The sequence below is a fragment of the Paracoccus sp. UBA5162 genome (genome assembly GCF_002413585.1).
GTDB lineage: Bacteria > Pseudomonadota > Alphaproteobacteria > Rhodobacterales > Rhodobacteraceae > Paracoccus.
Map to the genome: position 1 here is coordinate 13092 of NZ_DHXG01000020.1, position 20782 is coordinate 33873.

The 20782-nt window shown below is 62.4% G+C and carries 17 protein-coding genes; 3 read left to right on the forward strand and 14 right to left on the reverse strand.

What is annotated here, in order from left to right; translation table 11 throughout:
* Positions 1 to 19: 19 nt before the first annotated feature.
* From B4A72_RS02845 to B4A72_RS02860, 4 genes are all read right to left on the reverse strand, one after another.
* Positions 20 to 817: a transporter substrate-binding domain-containing protein gene (locus tag B4A72_RS02845; protein WP_292957207.1), complete on the reverse strand. Its 798-nt coding sequence runs from the start codon at positions 815 to 817 to the stop codon at positions 20 to 22.
* A gap of 27 nt (positions 818 to 844) precedes the next feature.
* Positions 845 to 1498 (reverse strand): amino acid ABC transporter permease, encoded by a 654-nt coding sequence (locus B4A72_RS02850; RefSeq protein ID WP_348670817.1) that lies wholly within the window; start codon positions 1496 to 1498, stop codon positions 845 to 847.
* A gap of 2 nt (positions 1499 to 1500) precedes the next feature.
* Positions 1501 to 2169: an amino acid ABC transporter permease gene (locus B4A72_RS02855; RefSeq protein WP_292957201.1), complete on the reverse strand. Its 669-nt coding sequence runs from the start codon at positions 2167 to 2169 to the stop codon at positions 1501 to 1503.
* A gap of 67 nt (positions 2170 to 2236) precedes the next feature.
* A complete protein-coding gene (locus B4A72_RS02860; protein WP_292957199.1) occupies positions 2237 to 3244 on the reverse strand; it encodes a LacI family DNA-binding transcriptional regulator in 1008 nt (335 codons plus the stop codon).
* Positions 3245 to 3836: 592 nt separating this feature from the next.
* On the opposite strand from B4A72_RS02860, the gene B4A72_RS02865 reads away from it, so the two are divergent.
* Positions 3837 to 4817, forward strand: a complete 981-nt coding sequence (locus B4A72_RS02865) for a sugar transferase (RefSeq protein ID WP_292957196.1) — start codon at positions 3837 to 3839, stop codon at positions 4815 to 4817.
* 5 nt (positions 4818 to 4822) lie between these two features.
* Positions 4823 to 6355, forward strand: coding sequence for a lipid II flippase MurJ (locus B4A72_RS02870; RefSeq protein ID WP_292957193.1), 1533 nt, complete (start codon positions 4823 to 4825; stop codon positions 6353 to 6355).
* Positions 6356 to 6360: 5 nt separating this feature from the next.
* On the opposite strand, the gene B4A72_RS02875 is transcribed toward B4A72_RS02870, so the two are convergent.
* The 9 genes from B4A72_RS02875 to B4A72_RS02915 all read right to left on the reverse strand — a co-directional run bounded on the left by B4A72_RS02875 (position 6361) and on the right by B4A72_RS02915 (position 17826).
* Positions 6361 to 7266, reverse strand: a complete 906-nt coding sequence (locus B4A72_RS02875) for a sulfotransferase family protein (RefSeq protein WP_292957191.1) — start codon at positions 7264 to 7266, stop codon at positions 6361 to 6363.
* Positions 7256 to 8398: a glycosyltransferase family 2 protein gene (locus B4A72_RS02880; RefSeq protein WP_292957188.1), complete on the reverse strand. Its 1143-nt coding sequence runs from the start codon at positions 8396 to 8398 to the stop codon at positions 7256 to 7258. The genes B4A72_RS02875 and B4A72_RS02880 overlap by 11 nt, the downstream gene beginning before the upstream one ends.
* On the reverse strand, positions 8395 to 9609 hold the full coding sequence (locus B4A72_RS02885) for a glycosyltransferase (RefSeq protein ID WP_292957185.1): 1215 nt from the start codon (positions 9607 to 9609) through the stop codon (positions 8395 to 8397). Before B4A72_RS02885 ends, B4A72_RS02880 begins: the two co-directional genes overlap by 4 nt.
* The gene (locus B4A72_RS02890; protein WP_292957182.1) at positions 9606 to 11003 is read right to left on the reverse strand and encodes an O-antigen ligase family protein; all 1398 of its coding nucleotides are present in this window, start codon (positions 11001 to 11003) and stop codon (positions 9606 to 9608) included. The genes B4A72_RS02885 and B4A72_RS02890 overlap by 4 nt, the downstream gene beginning before the upstream one ends.
* On the reverse strand, positions 11000 to 12241 hold the full coding sequence (locus B4A72_RS02895) for a polysaccharide deacetylase family protein (RefSeq protein ID WP_292957179.1): 1242 nt from the start codon (positions 12239 to 12241) through the stop codon (positions 11000 to 11002). Before B4A72_RS02895 ends, B4A72_RS02890 begins: the two co-directional genes overlap by 4 nt.
* Complete coding sequence (locus tag B4A72_RS02900; RefSeq protein ID WP_292957176.1) at positions 12238 to 13917, reverse strand: hypothetical protein; 1680 nt, start codon at positions 13915 to 13917, stop codon at positions 12238 to 12240. The genes B4A72_RS02895 and B4A72_RS02900 overlap by 4 nt, the downstream gene beginning before the upstream one ends.
* A 14-nt stretch (positions 13918 to 13931) precedes the next feature.
* Entirely contained in the window at positions 13932 to 15230 is a 1299-nt protein-coding gene (locus B4A72_RS02905) for a beta-galactosidase (protein ID WP_292957173.1), read from the reverse strand.
* 59 nt (positions 15231 to 15289) lie between these two features.
* The gene (locus B4A72_RS02910) at positions 15290 to 16498 is read right to left on the reverse strand and encodes a polysaccharide biosynthesis/export family protein (protein WP_292957170.1); all 1209 of its coding nucleotides are present in this window, start codon (positions 16496 to 16498) and stop codon (positions 15290 to 15292) included.
* 179 nt (positions 16499 to 16677) lie between these two features.
* Positions 16678 to 17826, reverse strand: a complete 1149-nt coding sequence (locus B4A72_RS02915; protein ID WP_292957167.1) for a right-handed parallel beta-helix repeat-containing protein — start codon at positions 17824 to 17826, stop codon at positions 16678 to 16680.
* Between the two features lie 480 nt (positions 17827 to 18306).
* Here B4A72_RS02915 and B4A72_RS02920 point away from each other — a divergent pair, with 480 nt between their 5' ends.
* A complete protein-coding gene (locus tag B4A72_RS02920; protein WP_292957164.1) occupies positions 18307 to 19407 on the forward strand; it encodes a glycosyltransferase in 1101 nt (366 codons plus the stop codon).
* Here the strand turns inward: B4A72_RS02920 and B4A72_RS02925 are convergent.
* Positions 19399 to 20481, reverse strand: coding sequence for a GNAT family N-acetyltransferase (locus B4A72_RS02925; RefSeq protein WP_292957161.1), 1083 nt, complete (start codon positions 20479 to 20481; stop codon positions 19399 to 19401). The genes B4A72_RS02920 and B4A72_RS02925 overlap by 9 nt on opposite strands.
* Positions 20482 to 20782: the final 301 nt, after the last annotated feature.

The following is a 20782-nucleotide window of genomic DNA, read 5'->3' on the forward strand; positions in this document are numbered from 1 at the left end:
CGGCCGGGCGGCGCCTGACTTACTGGGCTTGCTTCACGAAGTCGGGCAGCGGCTCGCCCAGCCATTTCTCGTGGATCTTGTCCAGCGTGCCGTCGGTCGTCGCCTGATCGACGAAGGCATTCACCTTTTCCAACAGCGCGTCCGATCCGGGCGCCACGGCGATCCCCTGCACCTGACTGGACAGGTCGAACTTCTTGTTGAACCGATCGCCGGTGGCCTTGCCGATCTGCGACATGACCACGTTCGACACGCCGATCAACTTGACCTGACCCGACATCAGCGCCTGGACCGCTGTCGCGTCGTCGTCGAAGCGGCGGATATCCGTGCCATCGGGCGCGATGGCGGTCACGCCGCTGTCCTGGGTCGAGGCGCGGGCGACGGCGATCGACTGGCCTGCCAGACCGGACGCGTCGCTGACCTCAAGCCCGCTATCACCATAGACCGCGATGCTGATCCCGGCATAGGGCTTGGAGAAATCGACTTTCCGCGCGCGTTCTTCGGTAATGCCGAGCGAGGCGACCAGCACATCGACCTGCCCCGACAGCAGGTAGGGGATGCGGTTCGGCCCCGTCACCGGCACGATCTGTGGCGCGACGCCCAGATATCTTGCCAGCGCCTTGGCGACATCGGCATCATAGCCATCGGGATTGCCCGAGGCGTCCTGGATGCCGAAGGGCGGAAAATCGACCAGCATGCCGATCTTGATGGTGCCGGCCTTCTCGATGGCGGCCAGATCGGCGGCAGTTGCGGGCAGCGCCAGCCCGGCAGCCAGCGCCGAGGCGGCAAGGGTCGTGAACAGACGACGGGTCAGTTTCATAAGTTTCTCCTCCGTGACGAGATGGGTTTAGCGGGTGACGGCACGGCGCATCCGCGCCTCGAGCCTGCGCGCCAGCAGCGACAGCGGCCAGCACAGGATGAAATAAAGCGCGGCCACCGTGCCAAACACCAGAAATGGCTTGAAGGTGGCGTTGTTGATGATCTGACCGGCGCGGGTCAGTTCGGTAAAGCCGATGATCGAGGCCAGCGAGGTTCCCTTGATCAGCTGCACCAGAAAGCCGACCGTCGGCGCCACCGCCAGCCGCATCGCCTGCGGCAGCACGACATGGCGCATCCTGTCGGTGTAGGACAGCGACAGCGCCATCGATGCCTCGGTCTGACCCGAGGGCACGGCCTCGATGGCGCCGCGCCAGATCTCGCCCAGATAGGCACTGGCGTGAAAGGTCAGCGCGACAGCGGCTGCCAGCAGCGGATTGATCGGCAGCCCCACGACGGCCAGCCCGAAATAGACCAGAAACAACTGCATCAGCAACGGTGTGCCCTGGAAGATCTGGATGAATCCGGCAGCGACGCGCCGAAGCAGCGTGCCGCCCGATGTCCGGGCCAGCGCGATGCCCAGCCCGCCGATGGCGCCGCCAAGAAACGCAATGGCCGAAAGGATCAGGGTCCAGCGTGCCGCCGAGGCGATGAACAGGATGTCAGAGGCCGAGAATTCGCGGATCATCAGCGGCTCGCAGGATAGGTGAAGAACACGCGGCGGATCGTGGCAAACAGCGTCGAAAAGCCAAGGGCCAGCAGAAAATACATGACCGTCAGAACCAGATAGATCTCGAAACTTGCGAAGGTCCGCGCGTTCAGATCGGCCCCCGCCGAGGCCAGATCATTGGCCGAGATGACCGAGACCACGCTGGAGGTCAGCATCAGGTAGATGAATTGGCTGGTCAGAGAGGGATAAATGTTCCGCAGCGCCGGCTTTACCACCACATACCTGAAGATCTGCACCGGGGTCAGGCCCAGGGCCCGGCCCGCCTCGATCTGGCCGCGCGGGATCGATTCGATGCCGGCGCGAATGATCTCGGTCCCGTAGGCACCGACATTGATGACCAGGGCGACCAGCGCCGCGGTGTTGGGCGACATGCTGATGCCGATGGCCGGCAGGCCGAAGAAGATGAAGAAGATCTGGACAAGGAAGGGCGTGTTGCGAATGACCTCGACATAGACGTCGATGAGCCAGCGCAGCGGCCGGATGCCGGATGTCTTGCCAACCGCACCCATCACCGACACGGCCAGCCCCAGCACCATCGCCGCCAGCGACAAACGCACCGTCAGCAGCGCCCCGTAAAGCAGCAGGTCGAGGTTCTCGAAGACGGGCTGGAAGTTGAACTGATACATCTGCTCTCCCCTGCCGATGTGCCGCTTCCCATTGTTTAGAACGATCTAAAATCCGTGCGGAGGAAAGTCAATCACGATGGCTGCTTCCTCTTATCATCAGCCTCGGCAGAATCACGGACCGCTGAACCGGCGCATCCGCCTGGGCCAGGCGGCGGGCCAGCAAGTGGCCGGCCCTGACACCAATGCAGTCCGGCTGCATGGCAACGCTGGTCAAGGGTGGATAGGTCAACCGGGCCAGAGGCAGATCGTCCAGCCCCACCACCGCGAGATCGCGGCCCGGTTCGCACCCCGCGCGGCGCAGGCCCAGCATCAGACCCGCCGCCAGCACGTCGTTGAAACACAGCACTGCCGTCGGCCTGGTCTTCAGCGCCAGCATCGCCGCCGCCGATTGCGCGGCCCCTTCCCAGGTCAGTTCGGCTTCGACGATCCCCGCCGACGAGGCCCCGGTTTCGCCAAGCGCGGCCGTAAAACCGCGCAGACGCTCTTCTCGCGCCGATGTCTGCGCGGCCACCGACAGAAAGGCTATCCGGTGATGTCCCCCGCCGACCAGGTGCCGGATCGCCAGGCGCACGCCCTCGAGGTAGTCCGCGCCGGCATAATCCGTGATCCCTTCGCCGACCTCCCGCAAGGCCTGCACCACGGGCACGCCGCGATGCCGCAGGCGCAAAGGCAGATCCGGATCGGTGCCTTCGGCCGGACACAGGATCACGCCATCGACGCCATGACCCCGAAACCTCTGCAGGATGTCGTTCTGACGCACCGGATCGTCCTGGCTGTTGGCCAGAAGAACGACCCTGTCATCCTCGCCCATGACCTGTTCGACCCCCGACAGGAATTCGGTGAAGAAGGAATTGACGAGGTTCGGCACGATGACACCCACGGTGCGGCTGCTGTTGTTGCGCAGCCTCGCGGCCCCGATATCGCGGACATAGTCGAGATCGGCCATGACCTTCTCGACCTTTTCGCGCGTATGATCGGCGACCAGCGGCGATTTCCGCACCACCAGCGAGACCGTCGCCCGTGAAACGCCCGCCACCCGCGCGACCTCGGCCAATGTGACCTTCTTGCGGTTCATGCTGCGCCCTCCTGTTTGCCCTTTCATAGCGAAATCCAGAAGATGCGACAGGCTCGGTCAACGTCACCAACTCGCAGATTGGCGCACAGGGCGCAGCGACGTCTTGGGAACCGATGAACGGCGTGACCAACTTTTTCGAAACGCCCGGGTCACGGCTTCAACTTGCGGTTGGCAGAATCGACAATCCCGGGGGTGATGCCGGTCGTGGCCCAGGGTCGAGCGAATCAGCAACTGCATTTGCTTGGGATTACCTCAACCCACGGAGGAAATATGTTTTTAAATTAATCTTAAAGAAGAGCCTCCGGCACTTGCCTTGCCAGAAACTTTTCTGCCACGAAATGGACGACGCTACTGGCGCCGTCCACCCAAGACCGTTGCCTGAATTTCACCTATCCCTAACTGAATGAATATTTTAATTTCCGAAATCCTTGTCCATCTCTTTCTGGAAGAGGAGAGGCCTGCGCTGATCGGCGCTTTTTCGCGGTCCTCGGGTAGCAAGAAAGCGGGTTTCAGCCGTTCACGTGGAGTTGACTTAGCGCCCTCCCAGCCTGCAAGATCAGAAAGATAAAAATTTAGCGGTATCGAGGTTATTATGAGTTCCGTGATTGGCTTTCGCGATACGTGGCCGTTTGGTTATCGCCTCTATAATGTTGCCGTTGCGACCCTCCTTCTGGTTGCACTCAGCCCGACAATTCTACTTCTGGCCTTCCTGCTCTTGATAACCCAGGGTCCGAATATCCTTTATTTCGGGCCGCGGATGGGAAAGAATCAACGCCCGTTCCAGATCATCAAGTTCCGGACCCTGTGCCCGAAGCGCGCGCGGGCGATCACCGCAGATCGCACCCTGCCCGCCGATGCGAATATCGAAACTCGACTTGGAAAGATTCTGCGCGAGGTCCGGCTGGACGAGCTTCCGCAGCTTGTGAATATCATTCGTGGCGACATGAATATCTGCGGACCGCGCCCCGTGCGCCCCGAGATCGCGGCGATCGAGAGTCGGCGCATCAAGGGATACGAGAAGCGGTTCGACGTTCGGCCCGGGCTGATCGGTCCGACCCAGGCGTGCTTCGGTCACGGCGCCAGCAAGCGGATACGCGCGCGAATGAACAATCTGGCTGTCAATCGTCCGGTGAATATTGCAGCCGAGCTTTCGCTGCTGGTCCGGATCGGAAGCTCCATCCTGCATCGGATCGGGAAGAAATCGGTGAAATTCGCGAAAAGATTTTCCACCGGGAAGACCTCGGCGTTCAAGGACATCTATCTTTCTGATATCGTGCAGAACAAGCCGTCGCTCGTTCATCGCATCGATATGTCGTCATTGTCGGTGAGGGGGGTTGACCTGCCATCGGATGGGCATTTGGCGATCCGCCTGCATTCCGGCGCCTTGCGCCGGGCGCGCGTAAAGTTGACACAGTCCGGAGCGCCGGGAATTTTCAACTACAAGCCCGTCAACGAAGTCGACGCATTTGTCATTGAACGGTATGCTCTGGGCAGGGTGATCATTCCGCCTCGCGTGGCCTGGTCAATCGAGTCGAGGCAGCCCGAACTGGCCGGACAGGAAGCAGGCATATAAATCCGATGACAGCGATGACGCAGGCCCGGCGCAAGTCTCTCTTGGGTTCGGGCAGCGCGCAGTTTGCCGGCCAGTTTCTGGGATTGTTGCTGGCGATTCTGGTGTCTCACCTGATTGCGCGCCGCATGGGCGTCGGTCCGCAGGCCGACGCCTTCCTTCTGGGGCGGCGCCTGATCACCGCCGTGACCGAGGCGCTCAACCAGATCGTCGTGGCCGTTTTCATTCCGCTGATCGCGGCGCAGGCCGCCGCCGGCGCCGGGATCTGGCATATCATCATGCGATCGGGGGGCGGTGCCTTGCTGGCGGGCACGGCACTGGCTGCGATCTTCATTGCCGGGGCGCCATGGATCGTCGCATCGGTCGCGCCACAATTCGATGCCCAAACCGCGGCACTGGCGACGCGCGTCATGCGAATTCTGTCACTGGCATTGCCGGCGACCGTCGCTACTGTCGCGCTGGCCGCCTATTGCAATGTCCGCGAGCAGTTCGGAGGCGCTGCGGCGTCGCGGCAATTGCCCCGTGCCGCCGTGGCGGCGGCCCTTCTTCTGGGCACAGGCGGTCTCGCGGAGCTGGCGGCAGGCGCCTATACGTTCGGGGCGGTCCTGGTTACCGGAATGCTTCTTCTGATGGCTCTGCGGCTAAGCCGCACAGCGCCCATACAGACCGGCATCCGCCGTTCCGGTTCGGTCTCACGGCGTGCCGCCGCCGCCGTCGTGCTTGCGGGCGGCGCAATGGTGGTGCTGTGGCTGGAAACGGCGTTCGCCGCGTGGACCGGCCCCGGCGGGGTTGCCATGCTGGAATATTCGCAACGTCTGGGCGCGCTGTTGGGCAATACACTGGCCATGGCGCTGACCTTGGTCGTCTTCGCCGATCTGTCGCGGCGCAGCGCCGCAGGAGAGACCCGGGAACTGGATGCGCGGTTCAACATTGCGGTCTGGGCAGGCATCTCGCTGATGTTGCCGGTGACGGTGGGTGTGGTGGTGAACGCCCCCGGTATCATTGAACTGGTGCTGGGCTACGGCGCGTTCGAAGCCGCCGAAATCCGGGCCGAAGTCGTGACACTGACACGCTGGATGGCGGTTGCGCCCCTCGGCGCGCTGGTCGTGCGGATGTTGTATGTCCGGGTGCTGGCAGACGACACGCTTCCCGTCGTGCGCATCGCGCTGGTCGCCACGATCGCGGATATGGTGATCCGCGCCGTGCTTTTCCGGATCCTGGTGCCTTGGCTGGGACTGACCGGAATTCCGCTGTCGCTGGTGATCACCCCGATCGGGCCCGTCCTGATAATCGCGCTGTGGCTGAGGCGGCAAAACGTGTTCCTTGACCTGCGTCCGGCCAGCATCAGTCGCCCGTTGATGGCCACCTCGCTGACGGCAAGCCTGGCGATCGCGGCCGGCGCATGGCTTGGCCCCCTATTGTCGCAATGGACTGCCCTGGACGGCAAAAGCGCGGCCCTGTCCGGCTTGCTGGTTTCGGGTCTGGCGGGATCGGCGGTGCTTGGCGTCGCGGTCACGGCGTTTCGCGTCCGGCTGCGTTGACGCCATCAGGGTCTGAACCCACTGCGCTTCCAGACCCAATCCGGCCAGTCGGCGCCGCGGGCCTGCCGCCGCTTGCGTTCGATCCCGCCAAGAAGGGCAATGGGCAGAATTCGGCCCAATGCGTCCCCAAGCGCCACGGCGGCGCGGTCGGTGCGGGACAGACGTCGGGTCGAAGGGTCGCGATCATGGCTGGTATTGGCCGCAAAACGGCTGACAAGCGCGTCAGGTGACACCGGAAGATCGAGCGCCCGGACCAGCGCCGCCCGCCCCCCGTCGGGATCGGCGGCGAGCGCATCGTATTGGACCAGATGCGCGCGCGGGTCATCAGCCGCAAAGCGGCGCAGATAGCGGGTATGAAGTGCATTGGCGAGTGCGCCTCGCACGATATCGACCAACCGCCCTGGTCCCCTCCGTGGACTGCGCCCATAAGCCGAAAGCCGTGACGCGATCAGGGTGCGGCTGTCCCGGATGACGCAGACAAACCGCGCGGCGGGAAAACGTTGCGCAAGGGCCCGCGCGAGCAGGGTGTGATGGGGCGACTTTTCCAGCCACAGCGGCGCCTGCTGACGATCGGCAACGGCATCCATCATCGCCTCGAATACCGCAGCGTGGTCCTTGGCCGATGACATGATGTCATCAAGGGTTTCATCGGGCAGCCCGCCCAGCAGCCAGTAATCGGATGACACAAAGGCCGCGCGGAAGGCCGCGCATGTATCGCGATCCGAAAGCGGCGTGAAGACGCGGGCAAAATGGGAAAAGAAAAGGCTTTCATGAACGCCGCGATGATCCTCGGCCGCAACGGCCGCGACAGATCCCGAACCGTGCAGCATGTTGGCCACCCAGGTCGTGCCCGAGCGCTGAAGCCCCAGCACGAAAACGGCGCGCTTTCCCGAGGCGGGGTCAGCCGGCATCGCGCGATGGCGTCCACAAGACGCTTTGCCTGCCGAAAAGACAGCGCAGGATTCCTATCAGCAACGCGATGTGAGCGAAGGTGAAGAAGGCAGGCAAAGCCACCAGCTTGTTGCGGCGAAGATGCGGCCAGACAAGTCCGGCTGCCGCGACCCCGTAAAAGGCGATCTGAAAAAGTCCGGTCGCAAGATAAAAGAGGTTTTGACCCATCAGAGCCAGGTTCGAAACGAACAGCAGGATCAGGAAAAAAGGGTTCAGCCTTCGCATCAGCTTGTGCGAGAAAAGCTGCCATGCATACCAGCCGTGGCGCAGTGGATTCATCAGGCCGGCGTTTTGCAGCAGGCTGCGCCAGCCCCGTTCGCTGGAACGGATGCGCCGACGCATCTCGTTGCCGACATTCTCGGTGACGTTCTCGACGGTGCTGGCATCGGGTTCGAAAACCAGGCGATAGCCCTGCGCGACGGCGCCGACCGATATGACGAAATCGTCGGTGCATCCCGGCGCCGGCGGACGGACAAGTGCGCGACGCAGCGAATAGACCGAGCCCTGCGCCGAGATGGCCCCGCCCAGGCGCGACTCAGCGTGTTTGAGCTGTTGATCATAGCGCCAGAAAAGGCTTTCGGCAAAACCGATACCGCCCGATTTGCCCTCGACCGTGATCTGTCCGCACACGCCGCCGACCTCGGGGTCTGCGTAGTGGCGCAGCATCGCGGTCAGGGAATTCTTTTCAAGAATTGCGTTGGCATCCGAAAAGACGACGATGTCGCCGGTGCAGCATTTCAGTCCTTGGGCAAGCGCCTGCGCCTTGCCCACACGACCGGGTTCAAGCACCGTGATTCGGGGGTCGTCCACCTTGCGCACGATCTCGGCGGTTTCGTCCGCCGAACCATCAGAGACGACGATCAACTCGATGTCCGCCCCGCCTGTGTTCAGCGCAAGAGTATTCTCGACCTTGTCGGCAATCACCGGCGCCTCGTTATAGGCGGCCACCAGGAAGCTGACATTCGGCGGGTCCCCAGGACCGGCGGGCGGGGTTCGTCTTGGGCGAAGCCGCGACAGGGCCAGAAGAAGCATCCCATAGCCGAAGAGACTGTAAAACAACGCAATCGCAGAAGCCCAGAACAAGACTGTCATCGGCAAGAACGCTCCATTTCCCGCGCAAGGGCCGCGGCGTTTTCCTCGATCAGATATTCGTCCGCGATTCGGCCACGCCCGGCATGGGCGATGGCGGCGGCATCATCCCAGTTCCGGGCAATCTCGCCCAGCGCCGCGGCGATCGCCGGCGCATCGCCCGGTGGGGTAAGCCAACCGGTCCGGCCGGGTTCGACAAGTTCGGGAATGCCCGAAAGGTTGCTGGCAACGACCGCCCGGCCATGCGCCATCGCCTCCATCAGGACAACCGGAATCCCCTCTACCCTGCCATTCTCTCCGGGGATCGACGGCACCACGAGCACATGGGAATCGCGATAGGCCTCTGCCACGATCTCGGCGGGTTGCGGGCCGTCGAACCGAACCTTTTCGGACAGCCCAAGATCCGCGGCCTGGGTTTGCAGTGCCTTGGCCAGATCGCCGCCACCGACGATGCGGGCCTGCCAGCGCATATCTGCCGGAAGCAGCGCGAGGGCGTCCAGAAGATGCGCGACGCCCTTTTTCCTGATCAGCGATCCTACATAAAGAATTCGCAACCCGTCGGTTGCAGGCGGGTTCGGCGCTGGCGCATCCAGCGTCTCGCGAACGACGCCGCAGCGGATCAGACGCAACTTGTCGGCCGGAAACCCGGCCAGTCTGGTCAGCCAGCGAATGTTATAGGCGCTTATGGACCGGACGAACGCGGCTTTTCGCGCCTTTTCGGGCAAAAGCGCCTGCGATACGAAAATGTCGTTGGCATGGGCCGAAAAGCTGAATTCTGTTCCCGCAAGCCGGGATGCGATCAGTGCGGCATTCGCGGGGTGGCCGGCAAATTCCGCGTGAATATGCTGGACTCCGTTCGTTCGGCACCATCGGCCAAGCGCGACCGCCTTGGGAAACAGAGCCGCCACCGCAAGCCCGCGCCGGGGCTCGCGCCTGTGTGCCACGGCTATCTGTGCGACAAGCCGCGTCATGAGGCCGGGCCTGCGCAAGGTTTCGGCCAGAAGCGCCGCGAGGGTCCGGCCGCCGAGAAAGGGAAAAGTGAAGGCCCGCGGCAGCAGTTCGTTGATGAAGCCGTGCACGATCTCTGCCTTTCGGAAGGGTTTTATGTGAAAGATCCGGGCATCATGGCCAAGCCGGCCATATTCGACCACATTGCGATAGGCGAAGGTCTCGGTGAGTTTCGGAAATTCGCTGACAACGACAAGGATTCTCATTTCCGCGCAAGCTCCTGAACATTCACACGATAAAGCGCAGTGCACAAAGCCGGCAGCAGCCAAGTATATTTGGTGTATTCATTCGGCAGGAACAGGCTGGCGATCAGATAGGCGCCGAACCCGTAGGCAAGCGCCTGCGCCATGACCCCTAGCCGTTCATCCGCCGGGTTTCGGCATACGGCCCTGATGCGGCTGAAGGCATAGCCGATCATACCGAAAAACGGCAGGGCGCCCAGAATGCCGTATTGAACCAGGACGGAAAGATACATGTTGTGCAATTCGCGCCCCAGCAAAGTCCGGCCGGGCAGGTAGCGATAAGCATTATCAGTGAAATGGTAGTAGAAATTGCCGGGTCCGACGCCCAGGAACGGGCGCTGGACAAGCAGATCCAACCCGATCAGATTATAGGTCATGCGCCGCCCCAGCGTCCAGTCGCGCCCGGACCCGCCGCCGAAAATCGAACCCAGACGTTCGAAATATTCTACCGGAATGAATGGAATGGCCGCGATCAGGCAGAACAGGGCGATCATCATGGAAAGCGGCATGAACCGCGCCCGCCGATAGCGCCAGGCCAGCAAGATCACGACGATGCCATAGGCAAGAAAGGCCGACCGGGCAAAGGACAGAACAATCGCCGCCGTCCCGAGGCCGACGATCATCAGCATGTAGCCGCGCAGCCGCGGCGTCGCCAGCATGTGTGCAAGCGCGAAAACCACCCCGGCCAGAAGCATCGAGGCGGCGGTGGTCGGATTGTAATCCGACCCCCCCGAGGATCGCTGGAACCCCTCGGCCGTGCGCGCGGTGGTGGCCGCATCGGACTGGGCCACGAGGGTGGTGCCCGTTGCGATTTCGGCCAGAAGGATCAGCGACGATACAAGCGAAGTAATCGCCAGCATCCAGATCAGGATCTCGACCTTCTTTCGGGTGTCAGCCAGCGTGACCACCAGCGTGAACAACAGGAAAAGGCTGACCATGGTGCTGACGGTATCGATGGCGAGGCCTCGATCTTCGGCGACCACGATGCTGACGACGGCCATGCCCGTCGTCAGAAAGGCAAACATGGCCACCGGATCGCGGGCGGCTGTCCGAATGCTGTTTCGCATGTCGATCGCTCGGGCCAGCACCACCAGCGAGGTGCCTGCGGCGATCAGCTTGAAGGCCGAGACCGGCAGAAAGCCGAAGAACAGTTTCTGGATGGCGTCGAGATGTGAGAACACCGTCAGCGCCAGCACTCCCAGAAACGGCTGCGCAAACAGCAAGAGGCCCGAGAACAGCCCGACCGGAAGGGCAAGCGCGGCCACCGGGTTGGTTATGGTCCCGGCAACGATCACGATCAGCGCCGCAAGAACCGCAAGGCCCAGCGTCAATGGCATGAAGCGCAGGAACCCTGTCACGACGCCACCCTGTCATAGCCCGATGGCCCCAGCCGGCGGCGGCGCAGCCGGTTGGCAAGTGCCGTCACCGGATGCCAGACAAGCCAGCCTGCGGCGGTGTTGACCCGGGCCCGCAGCGCCAGCGCCTCGAGCCACAGCGGCCCGCCGCCGAAGGCCCGGTCCTGAAGATGAACGCGGCTGAGGATCACGGGACCATTGCCGGGGACGTGGTCTTCGCGCCGGTTGTCTTGGCGACCGCCAGTGACCGCCACGAAACCCGCCTCTTGCGCGGCATCGACCGAAACGGGATCGAAGCGATCGAAGGGCCAGGCCATGACGCGCGGCGCACGATCCAGAAGTGCCGCCAGTTCCCGGTATGCCTGGCTCAGCATCTGCGACACGCGGGCCCGGAACGCGGCCTCGTCCTCGGCCGAGCCGTCACGCCACCATCGGCCTGCCAGCGCCGAGTCGGTTTCGGGCAGAGATGCGTCGGGCCGGAGCGAAGGCGGCGGTGTCACGGCCTCGAACCAGCGCGACTTGTTTTCCGGATCGGTCGCCCAGGTCAGCGGGGCATGGCGTTTCCAGTCAGGACCGACCAGCCCGGACGTCCGATCCGAAACCGGGATGCGGGCATGGTTGGTGCCATGCGCCTCGACCGCGAAAAGCGGATCGGCATCAAGATGCCGCAACTCGGCGACATTCATATAGCCTTGCCAGGCCTCCGGTCCGCAGGAGCGGTCGGCCCCCCGCGGGACCTCGCCCGGTTCGACGAAATCCACCGAGGCAAAGATCGTCGCCGGGGCGTTGTGGCGGCGCAGGATCGGCGCGGCGAAAAGATAGTTGTCAAGATAGGCGTCGTCGAATTGCAGCACCACCGCCTGCGGGGGCAGAGAAGCACCGTTCGCGCGCGCCGCGACCAGATCCTCGGTCGAGACGATGTTCCAGCCGTCGCGTCGCAGGGTGCGAAGGTGGATATCCAGCACTTCCGGACGGACCGATATGTTTCTGGCCCAGGGCAGCCAGCCCGCATCGGGTGAAACGCTGTGATAGACGAGAATCGGCACGCCACCGGGCTTGCGCAGCGCGCGCCACGCCAGAAGAAAACCCGCAAGGGCAAGAACCAGACCCAGGGCAGGCAGACCAAGCGTAACTCCCACGGCGCCCGCGACAAGGCCGCAGAGGGCGATCAGTGCCGCGCGACGAAAGGCTTTCTTGCGGCAGGTCCGGCGGTCGGCCGGCGAATGCGGGACCGGGTTCATGGCAGCAAGGTCGCATAGGATACCGGCCCTGACGCGACCGCATCGCTGCGGCCAAGGGCGTTCAGTTCGTCGCGATCCACGACGCCAGAGCGCAGGCCGACCACCACCTGGCGATCCTTGTAGACGCTCCAATCCGCGATCCGCGCGATCGGCGGCAATTCGACCGCCTCGGGAACACCGCCATCGGCAGCAGTCGGTGCGGCGATCTTCAGCACCGCCTTGAAAAGGTCATGCAGGGCCGTGACATCGGCCTGCGTGCCGAATGCGGTGACAAGAAGCGCCTTGGACGGCCAGCGGTGGGGGCTGTCCGAAACGAAGCGCCGCCCGACTGCATGGGCATAGCGCTGCAGTGCCGTGCCCGGCTTGCCGCCATCGAGATAGCGCCGGGCCTGGCGCAGAAGCCTTCGCGTGACCGGCGGCAGGACGCGGGTGCCAAGGGTCCTGCGCAGATCCTCTGATGTTCGGGCACGGTCGCCCAGCACGTCCATCGCGACAATCGGAACCAGCACCAGGATGCTGCCGAGGATGGTGGCCACGATCGTGTTTATCAGAACCTTGGGAAATTTCGGATAGACGGGAACGCTTGCAGAATCGATGGTCCGGATCTGCGACAACTGCGCCTCGCGCGCGACCCCTGCGGCCACCTGACGATTTTGCAGTTCGGTGAGATCGGCCTCGGTCTCGGTGATGCGCTGTTCGATCTGTGCCAGCGCCTCGCCGGCCGTTTTCAGTTCTCGCAGAGCCTGATCAGCATCCGAGACCCGCTGGCTGCGGAATTGCAGCCGGGCCTCGTTCCCGGCGCGGGAAGCCTGTGTTTCCGCCAGGGTCTGTCGCAACTGGCGCACCGTTTCGGCATCCGAGGCGCGCGTGATCGAAGCCTCGAGCGAGGCGATCGTCGTATCCAGAAGGGCCAGTTCGACCTCGGCATTCTGCAACGCGGCGCGGGCGGCCGCGCGCGTGTCAAGCATGATGGATCGTTCCTGATCAAGGTTGGTGATGCCGAAATTGCTGGCCGTGTTCTGGTATTCTGCCGCGTATCTGGCCAGATCCTTCTCGCGCGCGGCGATCACGTTCTGAAGGGTTTCGTCGACCTGGGCCGCATCGGTGCGAAACTCATCGCGGGTTTGGTCCACATAGGCCTGCGCCAGCGCGTTGGCTGCGCGGGCGGCCAGGGCGGGATCGCTGTGAGATACCGACACCAGAAGAATATACGAACCCTCGACGGTCTCGACCTTGGTGGCGCCGAGGAGGTCGCTGATATAGGTTTCTCTGACGGGTTGAGGCTGGAAGTAGCCGAAGTTGAGAATGTTGTACCAGCGCCAGACCGCAGCCTTGAATCGCCTGAAGGCGGTAGGAGGCTCGATTTGCAGCGTGCCGCCGGCTTCCTCTGTCAGAATGTCGATGGCGCGGCCGGCGACCTTGCGCGACAGCAGCCGTTCGATATGGGTCTGCGCGATGATCGTGGCCGGGTTGAACTGGCTGACGCCGAGAAAGCTGCTGTTGAAGCGAAGCTCTTCCGTGGAAGGCTGCATGTTCAGCGTCACCGAAGCCTCGTAGATCGGCGCCGCTCGCAGAAGCAGCATCGACAGGGCCAGGGTCAGGCCACCCGCGACCAGCGCGCCGATCACGATGGTCTTCCAGAAATGGCGCAGCAATTCTCTGTAGTGATCGAGCATGAAATGAAAACCGCCTAAGGAGAGAGGATCGCGTTCAGTCCGGAACCGGAGAGGGTCATCGCATCGGCCTTGCAGCGTCCGGGGTCAGCGGCCAGAAGGCCACGACCGGGTTCGGCGAGGCACAGGATATCGGCCCCCTGACCGCGTGCCTGATCGCGCAAGGTGCGCGCAGCCGGACCCCAGGCGACCGAAATCTGCGTCGCGTCGCCACGCCGTATGACAAAAAGCCCGTCAGCCTCGCGGCGGACCTGAGCCTGGGGATCGATCAGGCGCGACAGCAGGCGATAGGCGAAAACGCCGGGCTTCGGTCGCCCGGGCCCTTCATACAGCGCGGTGCGGGTATTGCCGTATGTCGCGCCGGGACCTTCTCCCAGACGGAACCACAAACAGAATGGCGCGCCGGTCGACAAGACATTCAGGTTGCGCTGGATGACCGCCCTAAAATGCGCTTCGGGTGTATAGGTCCCGCCGTAATCAAGCGTCGGGCCGCCGCATTCGGTCGAAAGGACAGGACGTCCCGAAAGCCTTCGCACCAGCGTCAGCCGGTCGATGTCACGCGATTCGGGACCGTAGAGATGCACCGACGCGATATCGTACCTGCTGCGTTTCAGAACGGGCAGAACCTTGTCGACGATGATGGCGCGGATCTCGGGGCCAAGCATCTGCGCTTGCGAAAGAACGGTCTCGGACGTCTTGCTCCAGCTTTGGCGAACCTCGATATTCTTGCGCTCCTGCTGCACCACCAGCACATCGGAATTGAACGAGGCGATGCCGCCCATCACGAAGATCGCGTCCGGGTCTTCGGCTTTGACCGCCGCCTGCGCGACATTGACGTAAGAGATCAGATCGTCCGGCGAGGCGGCCCAGCCACCCGAGCGGTTGCTGTCGCTGATCCATTCGTTCGCGGCCTGATAATAGCGGACCGGAAACCGCAGACCCGGCATGTCGCCCGTCCCGTCACCATCATAGCGGTCCACGACGGTCCGGATAAACCTTTGCCACAATCCCAGGTCGGTGGGCATTGCGTTCTTGACCTTTTGCGTGGCCTTGTCGGTTGCCCAATCGGCGTCGGATTCAAAGGTGAGGAACGGCTGAATGCCAAGATCCTGAAGCGCCTTTACACGTTGGTCCAGGCCGACGAAGTCGAAACGACCCTGGCGCGGCTCGATCCGGCTCCAGGAAGCCGACAGACGGGTCACGCCGATCCCGGCCTCGGCGATGGCTCTGTAATAGCGGGTTTGCGAACCGGGAAAGGCCAGACCCAGCCGTGGGTTTGGTGTGACACTCAGTTTCGCCAGATCAACATCGGCCATGACCGGTGAAGCCACGATCGCCAAGAAAGCGGCGCAACCCGCGAAAACCCCGCCCCACATCACGGCGCCCCAGGGATATCGACCATGCGCACCACCTCCAGACCGTCGCCGGGGTGAAGCCGGGTATCGGGCCCTGCCTCGACCACCTCGGTGGCCTCGCCGTTCCGGCGATAGATGCGATAGGTCACGCTTACATCGAACTCTTCGGCGATGTCGGCGCTGCTTGCGAATTCGCGCACGAAGGCACGGGATCGCTCAAGCCGGGTGGACGTTTCCAGGATCGCGGCCTCGGTCTCGGCAAGAAGCCCCGAGAGGTCTGCCCGCAACTGTGTCTCATCCGTGGCCGGCGCCGAAGCCGCGCGTTCAAGTTTCTGTCGCGCGGCCGCTTCCAGGCCGATCGATTCGAGGATGTCAACGCGCAGGCGGGACGTGTCCAGGGTCAACTGGACCACGCGATCCGACCGCGCAAGGCCGCGGTCGCGCAGATTTTGCTGATCGGCCAGAGCCTTGAGAAGCGTGTCGAGCTGGTTGTTCAACAATGTGCGACGCTCGGCGAAGGCCTCGGCCTCTTCCCGCGCCAGCCGGAGCTGGTCGCCCTGTGCCTGGCGGCGCGCGTCCTGAACCTCGCCAAGCGCGGCAAGCAGCGTGGCTGCCGCAGTCACCAGTGGCTCGGCCTGGTTTTCATCCAGCTGCTTCTGGACCTCGTCGCTGATTTCCATCGTCGTATCGCCGTCGCGCGCGGCGATCAGGCGCGCACGCGTCACCTGCAGCGCGGCCAGCCGCTTGGACAGAACCTCGGCATTGGCCAACTCGTCAGATACGCGCATCCGGCTGCTGGTATTGTCAAGATTTGCCGGATCGGCCATTCCGCCACTGATCGCCACGGCAGAGCGCACGTCGATCCCGGCTTGAAACGGGACATTGCCCGGGTTTTCAACGTCGCCCGATACGATGATCGGCACGTAGGACGCCACTTCCAGCGTCACCGATTCCGAATCCGAGAACGCGGTCGCCAGAAGTGCCTCGACTTCCTGCTCGAGCTTCGCCGGCGTGCGTCCGGCGGCGGGAATCGTGCCGACAATATGCATCGAGATCGTCCCGTCCGATCGAACCCGATAGATGCGCGACAGATCGGGGCGGGCAAAGACCGACAGATCAAGCTCATCGCCGGGACTGATGAGATATTCGTCGGCCAGGGCGGGCGGCGTCAGAAGGATCGGACCCAGTGCGACGACAGGCAGAATGGCCCAACGCGAGACTCTGAACATCAGGTTTTCCACCCACCAAGCTACCGCACAAACCGTAACAGAGCGTGACGTGCAGCCATGCTGCAAGTCAAGCCTTCACTCGTCCGCACGCGCAGAACAGGGCGGGATGACCATATGGCGATCAGCGTCGCAGGGGGGATGCGCCCCGCCGGGAAACCGACGGGACGCGGGGTCAGGACTTAGCCAAAAAGGAAATCGCCCGACGAAAATTCGTTCAGGTTGGTGTCGGCGAAGACGAGATTGTCGCCATTTCCGAAGGAGAGCACCGTGTCGCCGTCCCGTTCGCTTACGAGCGAAAGCAGATCGCCGACCGAGTTTGCGTTGTTGAACCCGTAGACGAAAACCCGGTCAACGCCCGGCTGGAAATCCTCGATCGTATCGGTCCCGCCGCCTTTTGCCATGACAAAGACATCGGCACCGGCCAGTCCGTAGAAGCTGTCGTCGTTCGAGGTTCCGCGAAGGATATTGCTGCCGTTATCTCCCTGGATCGTCGAGGACGACAGGCCGTCATCGACGGCCGGCGCCGAAACGGGCCTTTCGCTGCCGCTGTCACTGCTGATGGTTCCGGTTCCGGTAACGTTTCCGTTGATGTCGACAACGGCGTCGTTATAGCCATTTCCGATGCGCACGCCCGCGGCGCCCCTCTCCAGATTGTTGGAGTTGATGATGAAGGAATCGACGCGATAGTTCTGGTTCGGAACCGACAGAAGGTCGATATCCGAACGGCCGTTGCCATAGCCGCTGTCGACCACCGTGTTGCCTTCGATCCGAAGGGTGCCGTCGCTGCCCATGTGATCCGCGAAATACGCAATCCCGCTGTCATTCGAGCCTTCGACATAATTGTCCTTGACGATGCCGGAACTGCGCACAGAGATGCCGTTTCCATCCTCTGAATTGGTCACGCGATTGTCTTGGATCAGGACATCGCGACTCTGGACATAGATACCGTGCCGCAGGCCGTCATTGCCACCGTTCAGACCGGTCTGGTCGATGGTGTTGCCGATGATCTGAAGTCCCGGATGCGATACCCCCTGCTCGTATCGCTGTCCGGCGTTGATCCCGTCTTCTCCAACCCGGGATATGTCACTGTTCGAGATGACGACGTTCGATGTCGAACCCTGGGTGCTCAGTTTGATTCCATCTCCGCTGACATTTCTGATGGTGACGTTTTCGAAGGTGACATTATCGACGTCCCGAAGCAGCGCACCGTTTCCATTGACATTCTCGATCACGACGTTGCGCACCAGCGTGTTATCCCATTCACTGCCGGTCAGGCGCAGGGTGCTGTTGTAGGTGACGTTCTCGATAATATTGTCGTATTGCGGCATTGTAGTTCCTTGTCATTTCGTGATATGGCATCTGCCATTCTCTTGGTGTCGTCCAAAAACAAACCTGAAACTGTGGGAAACAAAATTCTGGCTGCGCAGGCGCAAGACAGCTTTACGGACGAGATGCGCCCAGGCACGCTCTCGCCATAGTCGACTGCACGAGGTCGGAAACGACGAGCGATCCTTTCTCGCCTGCGGCGCCGGTGACACGGTCGTCGGCAGCACAGTCTGGCTTTCGATCAACCACAGCACTCGGAAACCGAGTTAGCGCCTGACAAAACTGCGGTCGCGGTGCAACCGGGCGCCGGCGGATGCTGGCTGAAAAGGCCGATTCTTGCCAGATGCAGCAAGATGGCGGCACGATTTCGCTTGCCTGAACGAAGCGGAAAGTGGACCTTGTGTGGATGAATTGTGGTTGAGGAACATGCACATCGGACCCGCGGCGACGAATTTCCTGGTCCAGATCGCGTATTTGTGCTCATGAAGGGCGTTGATCCCAAACGGGTGGCGTTCTTCCTGCCGCACCTCCGGCACGGTGGCGTCGAACGGCTTTGCGTCACCCTGATTCGCAGCCTGCGCCGCGACGTCTTCGAACCGTTGGTCATCCTGCAGCGCCAGGAAGGCGAGTTTCTGGATCTGCTGAAGGACACGCCTGTCATTGTGCTTCGCAATCGGCGTGCGCCGTCGTGTATAGCGGAAATTGCATGGCATCTGCGGCGCCAGCGGGTGCACGCAGTTTATACCGCCACGACCGCCACCAACATTTATGCCGCTGCCGCGGCAAAACTCGCCAGATGCAGATCGGTAATCAGCGAACATACGCCCCTTTCCGGAAATCTGGCTGAATCCAAATGGCGGCAGTTGCGGCTTCTGGGTCTGCGCGGAACCTATCCGCTGGCCGATCTCGCCGTGGCGCCGCTGGCCGAAATCGGGGATGAGCTGAAAGATATTCTGGGCAATCGATGCCCGCCATTCCGATGTCTGCGCAATCCGGTTGTCGAGGAAATCCAGCCGCCCGGCAATATTCCGGAAAATGCCACGAAACTTGTCAGCGTCGGGCGACTGGCCGAAGTGAAGCGCTTTGACCTGATGATCGAGGCCTTTGCCGTGCTGCGCAAGCAGAGGCCGGGGGCAACCCTGGAGATCATCGGTGAAGGGCCCGATCGCGCCCGCCTGGAAAGCGTCGTCGACAGTCATGACCTGAGAAATTCCGTCTCGCTGCCGGGCTTTGCGAGCGATGTTCCCCAGCGGCTCGGAAACGCCCATCTCTTCTTGTGCACCTCGCGCCGGGAAGGCTTCGGAAACGCGATCGTCGAAGCCATGGCGGCGGGGGTGCCGGTGATCAGCGTCGATTGCCCGGTCGGGCCGAAGGTGCTTTTGCGTGACGGCAAGGCCGGAAGGCTGGTGCGACGTCACACGGCGGCAGATTTCGGCCGAGCACTGATCGAGGTGACGGCGGATGCAGAGCTTCGTCGGTCCTATGTGGCGGCCGGCCGGCAAGTCGCCGGCGATTTCACCGTCACGGCCGCGGTGGAAGCCTACGAATCCGCATTCTCGGACCTTCTGGGGCCGTCATGCTGATCGGTGGATGATCGCCTTTATCTGCGTCTTCCAGCGAGAGCGGCGATAGAGACGCCTCAACTCGCGATAGGCCCTTGCCTCGACGGGGCGCAGCACCTTCTTCATGATCGGCGGCAGCGTCACGATCCGGGGACGGAAGCTGTCTTTGAATTCCTGACGTCCCGCAGCCTCGCCGGATCCCGACAGACGCGGGTCAGGATAGCCCACCAGATCAAGCACATTGCTGCCCTGCCGCTTGGCATCCAGGATATTCTGCCAGTACAGCGACGTGCTGCGGCCGCCGCGCATACCCGGTGACGTGGCAACAAGCAGCGCATAGCTGCGCTGCGCCTCGCGATAGCTGACCGAACCGCCGATAATCTTTCCATCGACCAGCGCAGCATTCATCGTTCCCAAGCCCGGATGGGCTTGAAGCACGCGGAAATGGGCAGAAAAATCATGCTGCCCATCGATCTCCAACCCGGTCGTCCGGGCCATTTCCCGCATGATCTCGCTCAGCCGTGACGATTCGGCCAACGACGCCACGGGGCGCACCTCGACCTCCGTGCCTCCGGAACTGCGCAGGTCCCGCCGCCGTCGCTGCGAAAAGCTGCCCAAAAGCGCGTCCTCGGATCCATCCAGGTCGATCAATGCCGTCGCGCTCGGCAACGTCTGCTCGTCCGATGGCACCCTGGCATAGCCGCCGCGCATCAAGACGTCTTCGCAGGTCTCGGCATCCTCATCCTGCCAATGCGGATTCACCGCCACCGAAATGGCGCCCATGCGATAAAGAGCATCTTCAAGCGCCGGCATGATCCGTGCCAGATCCTCCGGCGTCCGGGTGCACGGCCCCCTCTTGAGCGATGCGGAGAATCGTCCGCGATAAAGCCTGGTCAGGCGAACCCATCCTGCGGAAACGACATCCCCAACCTTGTCGGAGCAAACGAAATAACGATAGGATTGAATCTGCGAGGGTGCGGCGATCTTGGGCCAGACAGCGTTCTGCATGATGGACGCGGAAGGCCATGTCTGGACAAGAGTGTTGGCACTCTGAACGATCGGAGCCGCAACGTCCTGAGAAAAATGAACCTTCACGAAGATCCCCCGTGTGTAAAATTTTACGCTGCCGACCGAGGCAGAGTGTAGCGTAGAAGTTTTGCGGATTCTACAAGGGAGCGCGTAATATGCCCAAATCTCCAGTTAAAAACCTTTCAAAGTACCGGATGAAGAAAGTCTTCAAGGACAAGATCTTCGACATCGACCACATCCTGACGTTCAGAAAGCCGGTCGAACGTGATAACAAGTACAAGAAAATGAACCCGAAAGGCATCAAACTTCATATTGCGAAAACGCAACCCGAAATAGCTCCGATGATCAAGACCTTTCCTAAAAGGGC

What these genes read in the sequence shown, in the direction of transcription:
- B4A72_RS02910 (WP_292957170.1), bottom strand. Translation starts at nt 16,498, where the DNA reads ATGTTCAGAGTCTCGCGTTGGGCCATTCTGCCTGTCGTCGCACTGGGT.
- B4A72_RS02870 (WP_292957193.1), top strand. Translation starts at nt 4,823, where the DNA reads ATGACAGCGATGACGCAGGCCCGGCGCAAGTCTCTCTTGGGTTCGGGC.
- B4A72_RS02860 (WP_292957199.1), bottom strand. Translation starts at nt 3,244, where the DNA reads ATGAACCGCAAGAAGGTCACATTGGCCGAGGTCGCGCGGGTGGCGGGC.
- B4A72_RS02895 (WP_292957179.1), bottom strand. Translation starts at nt 12,241, where the DNA reads ATGAACCCGGTCCCGCATTCGCCGGCCGACCGCCGGACCTGCCGCAAG.
- B4A72_RS02905 (WP_292957173.1), bottom strand. Translation starts at nt 15,230, where the DNA reads ATGGCCGATGTTGATCTGGCGAAACTGAGTGTCACACCAAACCCACGG.
- B4A72_RS02900 (WP_292957176.1), bottom strand. Translation starts at nt 13,917, where the DNA reads ATGCTCGATCACTACAGAGAATTGCTGCGCCATTTCTGGAAGACCATC.
- B4A72_RS02875 (WP_292957191.1), bottom strand. Translation starts at nt 7,266, where the DNA reads ATGCCGGCTGACCCCGCCTCGGGAAAGCGCGCCGTTTTCGTGCTGGGG.
- B4A72_RS02885 (WP_292957185.1), bottom strand. Translation starts at nt 9,609, where the DNA reads ATGAGAATCCTTGTCGTTGTCAGCGAATTTCCGAAACTCACCGAGACC.
- B4A72_RS02845 (WP_292957207.1), bottom strand. Translation starts at nt 817, where the DNA reads ATGAAACTGACCCGTCGTCTGTTCACGACCCTTGCCGCCTCGGCGCTG.
- B4A72_RS02865 (WP_292957196.1), top strand. Translation starts at nt 3,837, where the DNA reads ATGAGTTCCGTGATTGGCTTTCGCGATACGTGGCCGTTTGGTTATCGC.
- B4A72_RS02920 (WP_292957164.1), top strand. Translation starts at nt 18,307, where the DNA reads ATGAAGGGCGTTGATCCCAAACGGGTGGCGTTCTTCCTGCCGCACCTC.
- B4A72_RS02855 (WP_292957201.1), bottom strand. Translation starts at nt 2,169, where the DNA reads ATGTATCAGTTCAACTTCCAGCCCGTCTTCGAGAACCTCGACCTGCTG.
- B4A72_RS02915 (WP_292957167.1), bottom strand. Translation starts at nt 17,826, where the DNA reads ATGCCGCAATACGACAATATTATCGAGAACGTCACCTACAACAGCACC.
- B4A72_RS02880 (WP_292957188.1), bottom strand. Translation starts at nt 8,398, where the DNA reads ATGACAGTCTTGTTCTGGGCTTCTGCGATTGCGTTGTTTTACAGTCTC.